The 17545-nt window shown below is 55.7% G+C and carries 14 protein-coding genes; 11 read left to right on the top strand and 3 right to left on the bottom strand.

The features are described from left to right. The 8 genes from ACTOZL_RS08975 to ACTOZL_RS08940 all read left to right on the top strand — a co-directional run. Positions 1 to 139 (top strand): sporulation initiation factor Spo0A C-terminal domain-containing protein (locus tag ACTOZL_RS08975; RefSeq protein ID WP_482478000.1); only part of this gene is annotated, 139 nt, incomplete at its 5' end. Positions 140 to 288: 149 nt separating this feature from the next. Next, positions 289 to 966, top strand: coding sequence for a response regulator transcription factor (locus tag ACTOZL_RS08970; RefSeq protein ID WP_482477999.1), 678 nt, complete (start codon positions 289 to 291; stop codon positions 964 to 966). Position 967: 1 nt separating this feature from the next. Next, positions 968 to 1870, top strand: coding sequence for a sensor histidine kinase (locus tag ACTOZL_RS08965; RefSeq protein WP_482477997.1), 903 nt, complete (start codon positions 968 to 970; stop codon positions 1868 to 1870). 117 nt (positions 1871 to 1987) lie between these two features. Further along, positions 1988 to 2659 (top strand): ABC transporter ATP-binding protein, encoded by a 672-nt coding sequence (locus tag ACTOZL_RS08960; RefSeq protein WP_482477996.1) that lies wholly within the window; start codon positions 1988 to 1990, stop codon positions 2657 to 2659. A gap of 5 nt (positions 2660 to 2664) precedes the next feature. Next, positions 2665 to 5352, top strand: a complete 2688-nt coding sequence (locus tag ACTOZL_RS08955; protein ID WP_482477994.1) for an ABC transporter permease — start codon at positions 2665 to 2667, stop codon at positions 5350 to 5352. A 203-nt stretch (positions 5353 to 5555) separates the two neighbouring features. Continuing rightward, positions 5556 to 6296, top strand: a complete 741-nt coding sequence (locus ACTOZL_RS08950; RefSeq protein WP_482477993.1) for a dockerin type I domain-containing protein — start codon at positions 5556 to 5558, stop codon at positions 6294 to 6296. A 164-nt stretch (positions 6297 to 6460) separates the two neighbouring features. Beyond that, positions 6461 to 10480 carry a M60 family metallopeptidase gene (locus ACTOZL_RS08945; protein WP_482477992.1) on the top strand — a complete coding sequence of 1340 codons (4020 nt, stop codon included), beginning with the start codon at positions 6461 to 6463 and terminating at the stop codon, positions 10478 to 10480. 10 nt (positions 10481 to 10490) lie between these two features. Next, positions 10491 to 11744: an S-layer homology domain-containing protein gene (locus tag ACTOZL_RS08940; RefSeq protein WP_482477991.1), complete on the top strand. Its 1254-nt coding sequence runs from the start codon at positions 10491 to 10493 to the stop codon at positions 11742 to 11744. 107 nt (positions 11745 to 11851) lie between these two features. Here ACTOZL_RS08940 and ACTOZL_RS08935 read toward each other — a convergent pair whose 3' ends face one another. Beyond that, the gene (locus ACTOZL_RS08935; RefSeq protein WP_482477990.1) at positions 11852 to 12469 is read right to left on the bottom strand and encodes a manganese catalase family protein; all 618 of its coding nucleotides are present in this window, start codon (positions 12467 to 12469) and stop codon (positions 11852 to 11854) included. Positions 12470 to 12472: 3 nt separating this feature from the next. Then, a complete protein-coding gene (locus ACTOZL_RS08930) occupies positions 12473 to 12958 on the bottom strand; it encodes a spore coat protein CotJB (RefSeq protein ID WP_482477989.1) in 486 nt (161 codons plus the stop codon). Between the two features lie 169 nt (positions 12959 to 13127). Between ACTOZL_RS08930 and ACTOZL_RS08925 the strand changes: the two genes are divergently transcribed. Both ACTOZL_RS08925 and radA read left to right on the top strand, forming a co-directional pair. Continuing rightward, on the top strand, positions 13128 to 13856 hold the full coding sequence (locus ACTOZL_RS08925; protein ID WP_482477988.1) for an N-acetylmuramoyl-L-alanine amidase: 729 nt from the start codon (positions 13128 to 13130) through the stop codon (positions 13854 to 13856). After that, positions 13853 to 15223 (top strand): DNA repair protein RadA, encoded by a 1371-nt coding sequence (gene radA / locus ACTOZL_RS08920; RefSeq protein ID WP_482477987.1) that lies wholly within the window; start codon positions 13853 to 13855, stop codon positions 15221 to 15223. Before ACTOZL_RS08925 ends, radA begins: the two co-directional genes overlap by 4 nt. Positions 15224 to 15472: 249 nt before the next feature. Here the strand turns inward: radA and ACTOZL_RS08915 are convergent, their stop codons facing one another. Then, positions 15473 to 16735, bottom strand: a complete 1263-nt coding sequence (locus ACTOZL_RS08915) for an HlyC/CorC family transporter (protein WP_482477985.1) — start codon at positions 16733 to 16735, stop codon at positions 15473 to 15475. Positions 16736 to 16990: 255 nt separating this feature from the next. On the opposite strand from ACTOZL_RS08915, the gene ACTOZL_RS08910 reads away from it, so the two are divergent. After that, a complete protein-coding gene (locus ACTOZL_RS08910; RefSeq protein WP_482477984.1) occupies positions 16991 to 17332 on the top strand; it encodes a phenylpyruvate tautomerase MIF-related protein in 342 nt (113 codons plus the stop codon). The last annotated feature ends 213 nt before the right edge of the window (positions 17333 to 17545 follow it).

Below are 17545 nucleotides of genomic sequence, written 5' to 3'. Positions count from 1 at the left end.
GGCCTGGGAGCGGGGAGACTTGGATATCCTACAAAAGTATTTTGGTTATACTGTAAGCAACTCTAAGGGAAAACCCACAAATTCAGAGTTTATCGCGATGATTGCAGACCGATTGAGACTGCGGTATCGCCAGGGATAAAGAAACCGTATAGGTAGCGAACTGCCTTCAAGAGGTTGCAGAAATGCAGCCTCTTCTTTTTATTTGACAAGTTGTTTTCCGGTTGACAAATCAACACTTTTGCGCTATGCTCCTTTTGAAATCATGTGACAGGGAAAGGGGAGAGAGGCATGCGGAAGATACTTCTGCTGGAGGATGACATGGCTCTGGGCCAGGGGATTCGCTTTGCCCTGCAAAACAACGATGTGGATGTAACCCTATGCTCCACCATGAAACAGGCCCGGCAAATGCTAAAAGATGCCGCCTTTGACCTGCTTGTCCTGGACGTGAACCTGCCCGACGGCAGTGGCCTGGAGCTGCTCCAGGAGGTCAGGCGGAGCCGCCTGACCCCAATCATCCTCCTTACGGCTAACGATATGGAAACCGATATCGTCACTGGCTTGGAGTCCGGGGCGGACGACTATATTACCAAACCCTTCTCTCTGGCTGTACTCCGGGCGCGGGTGAATGCCCAGCTACGCCGGCAGGACAGGGGACAGAAGGACCTGGTGGAGCTGGACGGCTTCGCCTTTAACTTTCCACGCATGGAATTCAAAAAGGATGGACATCCAGTGGAATTGAGTAAGACGGAACAAAAACTCCTGCACCTACTGGTGAGTAACCGGGGGACGACCCTCAGCCGGGGCACTTTGGTGGACCGCCTCTGGACGGACGGGGCGGAGTATGTGGATGAAAACGCCCTATCTGTGACCATTAAGCGCCTGCGCAACAAGTTGGAGGACAACCCCTCCAAGCCTCAATACCTGAAAACGGTGTATGGTGTGGGCTATACCTGGTCGGTACAGTGAGATGGTAGGAAAAATCATACTTGCCCTTTTGATTCTGGCCGCTGTGGCGGTGATCCTCTGGGACAGGCTCCGCCTGCGTCATATCCTGGGGGTGTTGGATGGCATGTTGGACCAGGCAGTCCGGGGATCGTTTCAGGAGGAGTCCTTTGATGAGAGCCGCCTCTCTGCGTTGGAGACCAAGCTGGCCCATTACCTGTCTGCCTCTGTTGTCTCCGCCGGGAAGCTGGAAGAAGAAAAGGAGAAGATTAAGACCCTCATTGGGGACCTCTCCCATCAGATCAAAACCCCGGTAGCCAACCTCCTGCTCTATGCCCAGCTCTTGGGGGAACAGCCGCTGCCGGAGGAAAGCCGGGCCTATACAGCGGCCTTAGAAAGCCAGGCGGAGAAGTTACAGAGCCTTGTGGAGGATTTGGTCAAGCTCTCTCGTTTAGAGACGGGCATTCTCACCCTGCACCCCTGTCTGGCACAACTGGCCCCTGTATTGGAGGATGTGATGGAGCAATTTTCCAGCAAGGCGGTGGACAAAAAAATTACCCTGCACTGCGCCTCTACAGAGGAGACGGCAGTGTTTGACCCCAAGTGGACGGAAGAAGCCCTGTGCAATTTGCTGGACAACGCCATCAAGTATACCCCCGCTGGGGGACGTGTTGCTGTGGAAATCGTACCCTATCAACTCTTCTGCTGCGTGAGGGTACGGGACGACGGCCCCGGCATTCCAGAGGAGGAACAGGCCAAGATATTCCAACGCTTCTACCGTGCCCCCGGAGCCCACGGGGTGGAGGGGGTTGGCATCGGCCTGTACCTGGTGCGGCAGATCGCCCAGGACCAGGGGGGCTATGTGAAGGTGGACAGCCAGGTGGGGAAGGGGGCGTCTTTTTCCCTGTTCCTGCCCAGGGGGCAATAGAGAATTTTTCTTGAAATCTTTCAAAAGCGTTAGATTTCAGAAAGATTGTGGAAAGATTCCTATGCTAAAGTTGGTATTGTCAGAGGACGAACGAACTTTTGCAATGGAGGGATCTCAATGAGTATTTTACAGACCAAGAACCTGAGAAAGATTTACGGCTCTGGGGAAGCAGAGGTACGCGCCCTGGACGGGGTGGACCTCTCGGTGGAGAAGGGGGAGTTTGTGTCCGTGGTGGGCACCTCTGGCTCCGGCAAATCCACCTTGCTGCACATGCTGGGGGGCCTGGACCGGCCTACCTCCGGCAGCGTGGTGGTGGACGGGAAGGAGCTCTCTAGCTTAAAGGACGAGGCCTTGACCATTTTCCGCCGTCGAAAGATCGGCTTTGTGTTCCAGAACTACAACCTGGTGCCGGTGCTCAGCGTCTATGAGAACATCGTCCTGCCCATGGAGCTGGACGGCCACACGCCGGACTACGCCTATTTGGACCGGATCATCGAGACCTTGGGCCTACAGTCCAAGCTGGGCAACCTGCCCAATAACCTCTCTGGCGGACAGCAGCAGCGGGTGGCCATTGCCCGGGCTCTGGCGGCCAAACCCGCCATTATCCTGGCCGATGAGCCCACCGGCAACCTGGACAGCAAGACCAGCCAGGATGTCATGGGCCTGCTGAAAGTCACCAGCCAGAAGTTTGCCCAAACCATCGTCATGATCACCCACAACGAGGAGATCGCCCAGATGGCCGACCGCATCATCCGTATTGAGGATGGGCGCATTGTGGTTCGGGGGTGAGGGGCATGAAGGTATCCAACCGCAAGTGTATCCGACGCCTGGGCTTCCGCTCCATGAAGGCGGCCAGGACCCGGAACGTTATCGCCATTTTGGCCATTGCCCTGACCACCGTACTGTTTACCTCCCTGTTTACCATCGCCGCCTCCATCAACTACTCCTTTCAGCAGGAGAACTTCCGGCAGGCCGGGGGAGATATGCACGGTACCATCAAGAATCTCACTTGGGAGCAGGTGGAGGAGCTGCGCGACGACCCCCTGATTGTGGAGTCCGGGGCCCGGATGTTTTTGGGGATGCCCGAAGATATCCCCTTCCACAAGTCCCATGTGGAGGTCAGCTACCTGGAATCCCAGGAAGCCCCCCACTACTTCTGCGTTCCGGAGGTGGGGAGCCTTCCCGCTGAGGGCACCAACCAGATCGCCACGGACACCCACGTTCTGTCCCTCCTGGGTGTTGAGCCGGAGATCGGGGCGGAGGTGAGCTTTTCCTTCTACATTGACCAAAGTACACCAGACAAGAAGCTGGTAAGCTACACTGGCACCCTCTCTGGCTGGTGGAGCTATGATCCTGCTATCGTCGCTAACCACATCCTCTTGCCCAGCAGTGCCGCAGAAGAATTGGTGGCACAGGGCAGCGGGGAGGAGGACAGCATGACAGGGAAGTGGAGCCTGGATCTGATGTTCAAAAACGCCCTGCACATCCGGGAGGATGTGATGCAGGTTCTGGCCAACCACGGTTACCAGACCGAGGATAACAGCCAGCCCAACTATTTGAGCATTGGCGTGAACTGGGGCTACTCCGGGGCCCAGCTCGGCGAAAACTTCGACGCAACTACCGTGATTGCGATTGTGGTGATCCTGCTGCTGATTATCTTCACCGGCTACCTCATCATCTACAATGTCTTTCAAATTTCCGTCACCAACGATATCCGCTTTTATGGCCTGCTGAAAACCATTGGTACCACCGGGCGGCAGCTGAAACGGATCGTCCGGCAGCAGGCCCTGCTGCTGAGCCTGGCGGGTATCCCCCTGGGGCTCATTGGGGGCTTCCTCATCGGCAACAAGCTCACGCCGGTTATCATGAATCAGCTTAGCTATAAGAATACCTTTGTCAGCTTCAATCCCCTGATCTTCCTGGGGGCGGCGCTGTTCGCTTTGTTCACGGTGTTCCTCTCCTGCGCCCGTCCGGGCCGGATGGCGGCCAAGGTCTCCCCAGTGGAGGCGGTGCGCTACACCGAGGGTAGCGGGAAAACAGGTGGAAAGAAGGCCAAGGCCGGCAAGCGCTCCGCCAAGAACGGCGCGTCCCTGCCCAAAATGGCCTGGGCCAACCTGGGCCGCAGCCGGAGCCGCACTGTGGTGACGGTGATCTCCCTGACCCTGGCCCTGGTGTTGGCCACCTTGACCTACACCGTTGCCAACGGCTTTGATATGGATAAGTATTTGCAGACCAAGGCCAACGTGGACTTCATCCTAGGGGACGCCTCATATTTCCAGAACAACAACTATATTTTCAGTGGGGATACCACGATCCCGGAGACGGTGATTGACGAGGTCAACGCCCAGGGGGGCATCACCGACAGCGGACGTATTTACGGCACCACCTCCGATATGGAGGAATTTGTCACCGAGGAGTGGTATCGGAGCGTTTGGAGTAAATGGAACGACCCGGAGACCTTGGACCAGATGGTGGAGAACATGGAACGGACCGAGGACGGCCTCCTGGCCGACCGGGTGAATCTCTACGGGATGGAGGACTTCCCCCTGAGCTTGCTCAACGTCCTGGACGGGGACCTGGCGCCCCTCTCCGACCCCAGCCAGCGGGCCATTGCCGCTGTCTATAACACCGACGATTACAACTCCACAGAGTGGGATTCCCATTGGGCCAAGCTGGGGGACACCGTCACCATCCGCTATGTCACCCAGCGTGAGTATTTTTATCGGGATACCGGGGAGATCGTCGAGGATGTAGACGCCGCCTATGAGGGCGACCGGCCCTTTGGCTCCCGGGCGGTGGAATACAGGGATGTGGACTACACTGTCTGCGCCATTGTGAACGTTCCCATGTCGATCTCCTACCGCTACTATGGCGCGGATCAGTTCGTTCTGGGGGCGGAGCAATTCGTCCAAGACAGCGGCACCGACGGGATCATGACCTATATCTATGACACCACCGACGAAAGCCGGGTCGATATGGATAGCTTCCTGACGGAATACACCGATTCCGTCCAACCCCTCTATGACTACGAGAGCCGGGAGACCTACGAGGCGGAGTTTGAGGGCTTTCAGGGGATGTTCTTTACCATGGGCAGCGCCCTCAGCGGTATTGTGGGCCTGGTGGGTGTGCTGAACTTCATCAACGCGGTGCTCACAGGCATTTTGAGCCGGAAGCGGGAATTTGCTGTTTTGCAGTCCGTGGGTATGACGGGGAAGCAGCTCAAGACCATGCTGGTGTGCGAGGGCTTGTATTATACGGTGCTGTCCCTGCTCCTGTGCCTGCTGCTGACGGTGGGGGTAGGGCCCCTGGTGGGCGGTGCCGTCGGCAATATCTTGTGGTTCTTTAGCTACCACCTTACGGTGACGCCCATCCTAGTGGTGTTGCCCCTGTTCCTGCTCCTGGGGGTGCTGGTACCCCTGTGGACTTACCGGGTGGTGGCCCGGCGGACCATTGTGGAGCGGCTGCGAGAGATGGATGCGTAATTTCAAATGATAAAAACTTGGAGATGGGTACATTCACGTCGGTGAGTGTACCCATCTTATTACAGAAAGGAAACAAAATTATTTCAAAATGGTGTTATAAAGGCCTTGCAAATTATGAAAAAAATGGTATAATGATCCCGGTATACTATATATAGCGGTCAGGACTATCCTGCTGCCGCAAAGCAAGAAGAGAGGGAACAGTTATGATAAAAACACCAAAGCGCATGTTATCTTTGCTGCTGGCGGGTGCTATGCTAGGCTCCGTCTTTACCCCTACAAGGGCATTTGCAGCGCAGGATAGCAGGAGCGCTACCACGGGCCAAATTTCCGCCACCCTGCGGCTGGACTATCCGCAGGAGATTGGGCAGTTAGAGAGCCGGAAAGTACAGGTTGAACTAAAAAAAGGAAGCCAGTCTTTGGGGAAGTTGAGCCTGGCGAAGAGCCAGGAATCCGCAAAGCTGAGCCAATATCCGGCGTCTGTAACAGTGAAGAATAGTGAAGGGGGTACGCCTGAAGGACAGTGGCCTGGTTCTGTGGATGTCAGCATCAGCAATCTTCCTACAGGGGATTATCAGCTGAAATTTACAGGCGAGGGCTACTGTGACCGTACCGTAGACCTGACGTTGCGGGACTATTCTAAACATGTGACCATTGGCACCGGTGACGCGACGTTTGCGCTAGGTGATTTCAATGGCGATAATGTAGTGAACGATAAAGATCGTAGCTTATTGATAGAAAAACTTGGAAGCAAGGAGTCCAGAGACTTGGCTCAATTTGACCTGAATGGGGATGGAGAGATTTCCGTCGTTGACTTGAGCTATGTTACACGTAACGTCGGAGCGACAGGCGATGTGATTCTCACAAAAACTGCTTTACTAAATGCAGTAAATGTGAGTGAAACTGAAACTGAACTAAAAAAACTACTAAAGTTACTGGGGACTTAAACAATTTATTTCAGCCCAATGGACAGACAGTAAAACTAGAACCCACGGAAGAGAATCAGAATGAGATTCAGATTCCCGTTGTCCTGACGAGAATGAGCCATTTGGAGGCAGTACAAATCAATACACCTTCAGGAAGCGGGGAAGTTGAAAACGGCTATGTAACAGTGACGTATGAGGACGACGGAGAAGAGAAGATTCCCTTTGGAAGCGTGTTGCCGGAGGATATCCACGCACTGAGCAACCATGTGATTACGGTGAACCTTGGCCGCCGTGTTGCGGTGAAAGAGATCACCATCACTGTGGTGAAAGATTCCAACGATAAATATGTGGCCATTGAGTCCATCCAGTTCCTGGAAGATATCGTGCCAGAGAACCCGGTTGCCCCCAACAGTGAGGTCAAGAATGTAACGGCAACAGCGGGAAGCGAAAAAGTCAGCCTGACTTGGAGTGAACTGCCCAACGTAGCTGGCTACCGGGTGGATTACTGGCCCAAGAAGGACAGTAATAGCAAGAACTCCCTCACAGTGAATGTGAACAAGGCCGAGGTTTCTGGCCTGGACAATAACAAGGTTTATTGCTTTACCGTCACGCCTGTGGACGGAAGCTGGCAGGGGGTTACGTCCCCCGTGGTGGAAGCTGAGCCTGTCCCCAACAGCGCCCCGAAGGCACCGGACATGGTGAATCTGGGGGAGCAGGATGGCGCGTTGTCGGTGTCTTGGAAGAAAGCGGAGAACGCTACCTATTATAAGGTGTTTTACCAGGTAAAGAACAGCGGTGATCAGTGGACCCAGGCTGGGGAACAGTTTGAGACCACCAGCACCACCATTAGCGGCCTGACCAATGGAACCACCTATTCTGTCTATGTCATTTCTGGCAATTCCATCGGGGAGAGTGGGCAATCGCGCATCTCTGAGGCTACGCCCAGGGCTACAGATTTCAGCCGCCCAGAAGGCATCCCCACAGAGGGGATGGTGGCCCGGGACGAGATCAAGAGCATCCGCCTGGCTGACGCCAATAATGTCAGTGACAGCAGCTTTAACCCGGAGTTTCTCGTAGACGGTGACTTCAAGACCAGCTGGACGGCTAGAACCTGGTCCTGGAATGAGCACATCATTACGACTTTCAAACAGCCCATCGACCTGAACAGTGCTATATGGGCCCCCCGCATGGACGGGAATTATCCCCAGTGGCTGCGGGTCTATAGTGTGACCGTCTGGTATGCGAATGATGATTTGAATAAGCCGGGCCATCTGCTGGTGCCTGACCCAGAAGGTGGCGGACGGGACGACGGTGCCACGGGCAACAGCAGTTGTATGTCCACTTGGCCCGCTGTGCGCAACGAGCCAGCCAAGACCCGCTTCGCTGTGCTGCCCTTTGGCCCGGTAAAGGGTGTCAAGCAGATCAGCGTAGCGGTGGAGCAAGTGGGATATAACCTCACCAGTTGTTCCGAGCTGATGTTCCAGAAATATGATCCGACTAAGTGCCTGCCGGAAGAGATTGCAGCGCTGTTCACGGATGAGCTCCACACCCAGTTGAAATCTGGTACGACGCAGGGGCAAATTGATGCTTTGCGTGAACGGCTGAATGGTGATGAGAAAAATTACTACCTGTATGTGGATGCTTTGGCGGATGAACTGAAGCTGGCAGAGGAGTTGCTCAAAAAAGAAAAGGGCAGCAGTGTCGTGATTGAGGGCATTGAGAGCCGGAATCCCGTGAAGGACAATGAATACGGCCAAGGCGGCAGTTTGCTCCAGCCCTTGGGCGTTGCCGCCGAGGCAGGCAGTGAAATCACCATTTACGCCACCGGGATTCCCGAGGGACAGAAGGTGGAAGTGACTGCCACCCAGTTTAACGCTGAGGCGAATGCTTGGAGCGCCAAGGCGGGGGCTCTCATCAATGGACGGAATGTCCTGACCATTCCCAAGATCGGCAGCCAGAATACCCCCAGGGGCGGCAGCCTGTATATTACATATAGTGGGGCAGGCGCGGAAAACATTAAACTCCACGTCCGCCGGGCAACGGATATTCCCATGCTGAACCTGACCAACTTTTATACTATGGACGACGCTACACGCAACAGTGCCATCCAAGCCTATACAGAAGAGCTGGCTACCTATGTTGGAAAAGGCATCCAGGATAACGATTGGAAGAATGTGACGGAAATTTCCACCCCCACTGTTTTGCTCTCCCTGGCAGCGAACGCTGCCAACAGCGGCTTGGGCAATGGAGACAAGGTGAAACAATTGACCAATTCCGTCCTGGCCTGGGAAGACCTGATGCACATTTGCAAGACCACCCAGGGGATCGACAACACCTATGACAAGAACGATATGCGGACCCGCCAGAATATTCGTTGTATGCAGATGTTCTCTGGGGCGTTTATGTACGCCGCCGGGAGCCACATTGGTATCGGCTATGGCTCCTGCCCCGGCATGGTAGGTGGCACACCCATTGCCCAGTTGGATCAGAATGCCACTGCCAACAACCTCTTCGGCTGGGGCATTGCCCACGAAATCGGCCACAACATGGATAAGCTGGGTAAGGCGGAGACCACCAACAACATCTATTCCATCATGGCCCAGACCTACGACGGGAAGCAGAATACCCTTGCCTCCCGCTTGGAGAAGAGCAATAAGTACCCCAAGGTTTTCCAAAAGGTAGCCGAGGGTATCCCCGGTGCCTCCAACGATGTATTTGTCCAGCTTGGTATGTATTGGCAGCTTCATTTGGCCTACGACGATGGTGCCGCCCCCATGGACTTCTACAACAAGTTCTTTAAGGCATGGAAGAAGGGGACTTATTTCAATGGTGCCAGCAGCTATGACGATAAGTTTGCCTTGACTGCCTCCGCTGTGGCAGGGAAGGACCTGACCGAATTCTTCACCCGCTGGGGCATGACCCTCAGCGAGGGCACAAAGAAAAAGCTGGAAACCTACGCAAAGGAAGACCGCGCCATTTGGTATCTCAGCGACCAGAGCCGCCGGGACCGTCTGGCCGGAAAGGAAGCGACTACGGGCACAGTCTCTGTGACAGCGGCCAAGAAGGACGACAAGACCATCACGTTGAACCTGTCTACCGAGAGCTTGAACGGTGGCGGCGTGCTCCAAGGCTATGAGATTCTCCGCAAAGACAGTGGAACGGCAGGAGAGTTCAAGTCCATCGCGTTTACCTCTGAGGGCACATATGATGACGTGATTGGTTCCGCCAACCACCGGACGTTTACCTACAAGGTGGTAGCCTATGATACCTTGGGCAATGTTGTGGGAGCCGCAGAGTCCCAAGAAATGCGGATTGCTTACGATAAGACTGTGGGTGCAGATCAATATGATATCACCCGCAACGAGGACAATAGTGTGACTATTGCGCTCAAGAAAGAGACAGCCGTTTCTGGGTTGAAAATCAGTGGCGATAATCGGCCCAAAGAAGGTGACTTCACAGTTGCCATCACGTGCTCCGTCGAGAATGCTGAAGATAAGACTACCACTGCCCGCTCTGGGAATTTCAAAGAAAATAACCAGGCGGTAGACGACAACAACAGCTACCTGACTTATTTCCAAAAGCCCGGCGCAGGTGCGGAGGATACCCGGATTTGGACCTATGACGCCAAGACAGTGACCATCACTGGTATTCCGGCAGATATGAATTTGGCCAATGTCCAACTGGTCAGCTATGCTGGCGACGACGTGAGCTTCCTAGACGGCGGCTTTACGGGTGTTCTGTCCGAGGATTATAAGTATGGTGACGGAGCAGATCAGACGATCCCCAAAGGAACCCTGGTGATTTTGGGCAACTATCGTGGGAACCCTGTGTTCCAGAAAATCAGGATTGAGGGCGAGTTCACCAAGACAGAAGTTACAGACCAAGGTGAGGGCAGTACCACAGTGGAGACCCGCCCCATGGACGGAAAGCTTTTGATGTTTGCAGAGATTCCGGAGGATGGAGAAGTAAGTGATATCAGCGACGGTATCTTTATTTTCATTCCCAACGTGCAGAGGGAAGCGGAATTGCAAGGGGAGTCCAGCAATTGCAGCGGCGTCAATCTGCTGCCCAGCCGGATTCGCGCTGTGCTCTATCGCACGGATATGCCAGAAACGGCGGGTGATGCCCGTGTCTCTGCCGAGACCCTGTGGACCAATGCCCCCGGCGGGACCGACTTGCCCACTGTGGTGCTGAAGGCTGAGTAAGGGAGGAACTATGAGACAGTTAAAACGAAGCGGATTGCTCCTGGTGGGGCTGGTGCTGTTCTTATCTTGTACCGCCCTGGCCGCCACCATCAAGGCCCCGGTCCTGACCTATCAGGGGAGTGGGGGAAGCTATACCCTGTCTTTGGATAAGGGCGCGGATAAGCTCTATGGCCTCCAGCTGGAGCTGGAGGTGAGTGGAGAGTTGGCGAATGATAAGGTTCAGTTTACATCCAACCTTGCCAACACCTATGTGGCACCGTGCCGTGTGGAGGCAGCCGGCGGTAAGACTACCGTGACCATTTACATGGCGCCCGAGGGCCAGAACTACATTGGCTCAGCGGGGAATACCTTACAGTTGGGTACTCTGAACCTGGGGAGCACAGAGGCGGTCCTCCCCAGCACGGGCAAGCTCACCCTGCTGGACAGGGATGCCAAGGTGGCCTACGATAGCAGCGTGAACATCGGCCGGGGCAGCTCCGGCGGCGGTAGTTCCAGCAATGGGACGCAGCATGGCATCACCACGGGGACCTATCAGGGGGGCAGCGTGTCCCTCAGCACCAACCAGGCCAAAGCCGGGGAGCGGGTAACCCTGACCGTGCGCCCGGATGACGGCTATCAGCTTGCTACCCTGCGGGTCCTGGACAAGGACGGCAAGGAGATCACCGTGGAAGAGCAGAACGGCAGCTATGTGTTCACCATGCCCCAGGGGGAGGTCCGAGTGGAAGCTACCTTCCAAGCGGTGGAACAGCCTCCGGCCAGTGGTACGCCCTTTGAGGATGTGCCGGGGGACTTCTGGGCCAAGGATGCCATTGCCTGGGCGTATGAACGCGGCTATGTGAACGGCACTGGCTTGACCACCTTCACACCCAACGGAAACATCACCCGTGAGCAGATGTGGATGATCCTGGCCCGGCTCAGTGGCCAGTCCCCTGTGGATATGGCTGCGGCCAGAGAGTGGGCCATGAGCAACGGGGTCTCTGACGGGAGCGACCCCACCATGGATATGCCCCGCCAGCAGATGGTGACCATCCTCTACCGCTACACCCAGCTGCGGGGCTATGAGATCAGTGGTTCCGTGGCGCTGGATGGCTTTGTGGATGGCGGCAGTGTGGCGGACTATGCCCAGGAGGGCATGGCCTGGGCTGTGGGCAACGGAATTGTGGGCGGCATGACTGCCGATACCCTGGCCCCCAGCGGCACAGCCACCCGCGCCCAGTTTGCCACCATCTTGCAGCGGTTCTATACCGGTATTGTGAAGGAATAAACGGCTGCATCAACCAAACCTGAGGAAAGCAAAATCTCTGCAATGCTTTTGGGCCGGGCATGTTTGCGTCAACAAACATGCCCGGCCCTCTTATGTTCCTGGGTGATTTACTCCACGGCAGGCTTGGGATCGAATGCGGGATTGGTGTAATAGACGTTGCGGGGGTCCAGATGGCGGCGCACCTGTTCAATGGCGGCGCCGAAGCGCTGGAAGTGGACGATCTCCCGCTCTCTTAGGAAGCGGATTACATCGGTAACATCCGGGTCGTCCTTGGCCAGACGCAGGATGTTGTCATATGTCACACGCGCCTTCTGTTCCGCAGCCAGATCCTCGGTCAGGTCGCAAATCGGATCGCCCTTGACAGCGATGGATGCGGCAGTCCAGGGGAAGCCGGAGGCGGCGGTGGGGTAGACGCCAGTGGTATGGTCCACGAAGTAAGCGGCGAAGCCGGGGTTGTTCTCAATCTGGTCATCGGTGAGGTTCCGGGTGAGCTGATGGACGATGGCTGCCACCATCTCCATGTGCCCCAGCTCTTCGGTGCCGATATCGGTCAACAGGGCCTGCACGTCGGGATAGGGCATGGAGTACCGCTGGGAGAGATAGCGCAGGGAAGCCCCCAGTTCCCCATCCGGGCCACCGTATTGGGAGATGATCTGGGCTGCCAGGGCGGGGTTGGTATTCTTGATCCGCACGGGGTACTGTAGCTTTTTCTGATACATGAACATGGCTCACACCTCCTCTGAATACTGCCAGGGCCAGGGACCTTTCACCCAGGTATAGCCGCCGTCCTGGGCCGCATCCTGCTGCTGTAGGGGGCCGAACTGGGCTACGTAGTTTTCCCGGGCGGTTTTTTCCAGCGCGACGTAGTTCTGGAAGAGGCCAAAGGCCTCTGCATCATAGGGATGGGTGTCCAGATACAACCCAAGTTCCAAGATGACAAAATCCAAAGCCCGGAGCTGGTTGAGGGGAGTGTCTGCCAGCTCAGCGGGATTGATTTTTAGATGGAAGGGCAGGTTTAAGTCCGGGAAGAGGGTGCCGTAATCCAGGGCGTGCAGGTCACTATAGCGGGGTGCAGCGGTCTCCTGCTTTGCCACGAAGGGGACTGCGAATGGTCCGCAGTCGGGCAGCTTGCCTAGGCCTTTTTCGCAGGTCTGGCATGCATCGTCTGGTTGAGTTCCGTTGGGCTTACTGGGCTTTTCAATCTCAATAAACAATGGAAGCGCCTCCTTTATGAAAACGACGCAGAACGAGGTTTCTCTGCGTTCATTTCAGCTTATGCGACAGAGGAGGAAAGGGGAACCGACAAAAAGGAACTTCTTCCAAACCCTTTCGCGGGTCTGCCCATCCTGCCTTGCGCATACAGTTGCAAGGGAGGGATTGGCTTTGAAGATTCAGAAAACAAAAATCTTGTGGGTGTGCTGTGCCCTTGTGGTGGTCCTGGTGCTGGGTGTGATGGTATATCTGCTGCTCAACCGGGGCAGTATGGCGGCCTTCGCCCGCATGGAGGAACACACCCTAATCATTGACCCCGGCCACGGCGGGGAGGACGGAGGCGCACTCTCAGCCTCTGGCCATGCAGAAAGTGCCGTCAACCTGGACATTGCCCTGCGGCTGGATCAGATCATGGGCTTTTATGGTGTGCCCACCATGTTGACCAGGGACAGTGATATCTCAATCCACGACGAGAAAGCCCGGACGCTCCGGGAAAAGAAGGTCTCAGACCTGCACAACCGGGTGGCACAGATCAACAGCATTGAAAATGCCACCCTAATTAGCATCCACCAGAACTCGTTTCCCAACTATCGTTACCATGGGGCCCAGGTGTTTTACGGCGGGGAAGCAGGCTCGCAGGAGCTGGCAAAGTCCATCCAAGAGTCCATCCAGTCCGCCCTGGACCCGGAAAACAACCGCACCCCCCAGCGGGTGCAGCGCACGGTCTATTTGATGAAAAACGTCTCCTGCCGGGCAGTTTTGGTGGAGTGTGGCTTCCTCTCCAACCCGGAGGAGGAGAAGCTCTTGCAGGAGAAGGCCTACCAGATGAAGCTGGCCATGGTGCTGGGGGCCAGTTATCTGCAAAGTGGAGAGACACAGGAGGGAGAATCTCTGATATGAAAGCAAAGATGATGTTTTACTGTACAGAATGCGGCAATGAGACCCCCAAGTGGCAGGGCCAATGCTCTGCCTGCGGGGCTTGGAATACCATCGTGGAACAGCCAGGGAAACCCAAGGGGAAGGCCAGTGCTGTCAGGGACCGCTCCCCTCTGGGGGGGCTTTCCCTCCGTCAGCCCAAGCTGGTTTCAGAGATCAGCAGTACCCAGGAAATCCGTTTTTCCACAGGCATGGCGGAACTGGACCGGGTCCTGGGGGGCGGCGGGGTGAAAGGGTCCCTTGTCCTTATTGGTGGTGCGCCGGGGATCGGGAAATCCACCCTCATGCTTCAAATTTGCCACCAGTTGTGTTCCCTGGCCAAGGTATTGTATGTATCCGGGGAGGAGTCAGAAGGGCAACTAAAGCTACGGGCCCAGCGCCTGGGGGTAGGGGACCTGGGCCTCTACCTCTTTGGGGAGAACAACTTGGAGGCAGTCCTTCAGGCGGTGGAGGAGACGAAGCCGGAGATTCTCATTGTGGACTCCATCCAAACCATGTACCATGGGGAACAGAGCTCTGCTCCCGGGAGTATTTCCCAGGTGAAGGAGTGTACCATGGCCTTGATGCAGCTGGCTAAGGGGCAGAACATCACCGTGTTTATCATCGGCCATGTGAACAAGGAGGGGAACCTAGCAGGCCCCAAGGTTTTGGAGCACATGGTGGACTGTGTGCTCTACTTTGAGGGGGACAGGCAGTCCTACCGCATCCTCCGGGCGGCCAAGAACCGTTACGGGGCCACCAATGAGATCGGCGTTTTTGAGATGGACGACACAGGCTTGCGGGAAGTGCCCAACCCCTCCCAGGCCTTACTGGAAGGCCGGATTACCGATGAGCCAGGGACCTGTGTTACCTGTGTCATGGAGGGGGCCCGGCCGGTGCTGGCAGAGGTCCAGGCGTTGCTGACCCCCACGGCCTTTGGCAACCCCCGCCGGAGCACCAACGGCTTTGACTACAACCGGGCGATGCTCCTGATGGCTGTGCTAGAAAAGCGGGGCGGCCTGGCAGTGAACACCTGCGACGCCTATGTGAACGTCATCGGCGGGTTGAACCTGGACGAGCCCGGGGCAGACTTGGCGGCCATTCTGGCCTTGGCCTCCTCGTTCCGGGACAAGCCTGTGCCGGCGGACCTGGTGGCAGTGGGGGAGGTGGGCCTTACTGGGGAGCTGCGGGCAGTCTCCGCCATCAACCAGCGCCTGGCTGAGATTCACCGCCTGGGCTTTGAAAAGTGTCTGGTGCCCAAAGGACGGGGGAAACAGGCTGTGGTGGCCCCAGAGGGCCTACAGTTGATCCCGGTGCGCAACATCCGGGAGGCCCTGGCGGTGCTGCTGTAGCCCCTTGGGCAGGAAGTAGACGCAGTTCTGTTCCTGGCTGGGGTGCCCGCCGGAGACGGCCCGGGACAGGGTGCAGCAGCCGTCTTGCTGGTAGATACATGGGTCAGTACAGGGGATCAAACCGTCACCTCCTGACAAAATACAGTGTTTTTTCTCTTGGTCTTGCTAGTATTCTCTGATTTTTGAAAAATATGAACCTTGCAACCAGGCACAAAAATTCCCGGCATTTTTGGATGCCGGGAATTTTTCCTATTTGCCATTTTCCATGGGTTCCTCTGGGAGTACAGCCACCCGGATTTCTAAAATCCGGCGTTGGTCCAGTTTTGTGACGGTGACTGCCAGGTTTTCATAGATGAACTGGTCTCCCTCCACAGGGAGCCGGCCCAACTGATCCAAAACCCAGCCACTGATGGAGGCGGAGTCGATGTCGTCCGCCCGGATGGAGAAGCGGTCAAAGAGGTCGTCCAGGTTGGCGGAGCAGGAGATCAGATAGCTACCGTCCTCCTGCTTTTTGAACTCCTCAACTATTTCGTCGTGCTCATCCCAAATCTCACCCACCAGCTCTTCCAGGATGTCCTCCAAGGTCACAAGGCCCATGGTGCCGCCGTATTCATCCACCACCACAGCCATGTGGGTCTTGCGGTGCTGGAGACGGCGGAGCAGATCGGAGATCTGGGCAGAGCCTGTGGTGTAATACACCGGTGAGATCAGGCTAGAAACATCAGAGTGGTTGTGGTAGCGGGCAGAGAAGAAGTCTTTTTCGTGGACTAGGCCGATGATATCGTCGATGGAGCTGTGATAAATCGGGATGCGGGAATATCCACTCTCGGCAAAAATCACCGCCAGCTCTTCCATAGAGACCGTGTCCGGTGCCGCCATGATGTCCACACGGGGGGTGAGGATTTCCTCCACCTCCATATCGTTAAACTCAATGGCCGCACGGATCAGTTCACTTTCGTGGTGCTCCAAGCCACCTTCGTTTTCAGCCTCCTCCACCATGGTGATAAGCTCCTCCTCGGTGATCCCCTCGTCTTGGGGCGGGTGGAACAGCTGGGTGACCAGCTTGTAAAACAGCCCAAAGAACATGTGCAGCGGGGTGAACACCAGCAGGACCACCCGTAGGATCGGGGCGGCGGACATACAGACCCGCTCTGCCTGATCCTTTGCCAAGCTCTTGGGGGTGATCTCACCAAAGATCAGCACCAGCACAGTCAAGAGGATGGTAGAGAGCGCGGGACCGTAGATGGGGAAGAGCTTAGTGAACAGGATGGTGCTCAGGGTGGCGGCGGTAAGGTTGACGATATTGTTGGCGATAAGGATGCAGGACAGGAGCTTATCATACTGCGCCAGATGGTCCAACGCCAGCTTTGCCCGCGTGTTGCCGTCCTCCGCCTTGCTTTTGAGGCGCACTTTATTCACGGAGGAATAGGCGGTCTCTGTGGAGGAACACCAGGCGGAGAGGGCGATTAGGACCACAAGAATCAGGGCAAGGGTAATACAGGTACTGTCCATAAGGGACGCATCATCTCAGCTTTCCTAAAAGATTTTTGGTATAGGGCCGGTATCCATAGGACTGCCCCGCAGCCCAATACCTCTATGACGTTAGCATACCACATAGGCCGTTGAAAAGCAAGAATAGATGGGGAATTTGAAGGGGGATGCCCCATAAAAACCTGCTGTTTCTCATAGAATTTTTCCTTGACAAAGGGGCGGGCTGCCAGTAGAGTAAGAGGAGGTATCAAATCTCAGAACAAGGAGGACCCTGCTATGCCGTATATTGACGCAAAAATCACTGGGACAGTTACCCAGACCCAAAGGGAGACCCTAAAGAACCAGCTAGGCCAGGCCATTGCCCTGTTGAAAAAGCCCGAATCCTTTTTGATGATCGGGTTTCAGGATCAATATGACCTCTACATGGGTGGGAAACAGTTGGAAAAGGGGGCGTATGTCTCTGTTGCCATGCTGGGTGAACCGGCCCCGGAGGACACGGAGGCCATGACGGCCAAGGTCACAGAAATCTTCCAGCAGCAGTTGGACATCCCGCCGAAAAACCTGTATGTCTCCTATCAAGGCATCCGGGACTGGGGCTGGAATGGGAAGAATTTTTAGAAAACAATGGAAGAAACGGGCTAGTCGATGAGTCGGCTGGCCCGTTTCTTGCAAATATGTTTTCTGTACACGATCCTCTTGTAATCAAGTATTTGATCTAGGGAAAAAGAGGTAGAAAAAATAGAGTGAAGAATTATAACATAGTATATTTCTGTCGATAAAAATTTATAGCAAGAGGGGATGCAATGCCTTGGGAATCAGCGTTGAACTGGG

The sequence above is a fragment of the Evtepia sp. genome (genome assembly GCF_056797215.1).
The sequence above is the reverse complement of the archived record's forward strand: the minus strand, read 5'-3'. Positions and strand labels throughout refer to the sequence as shown.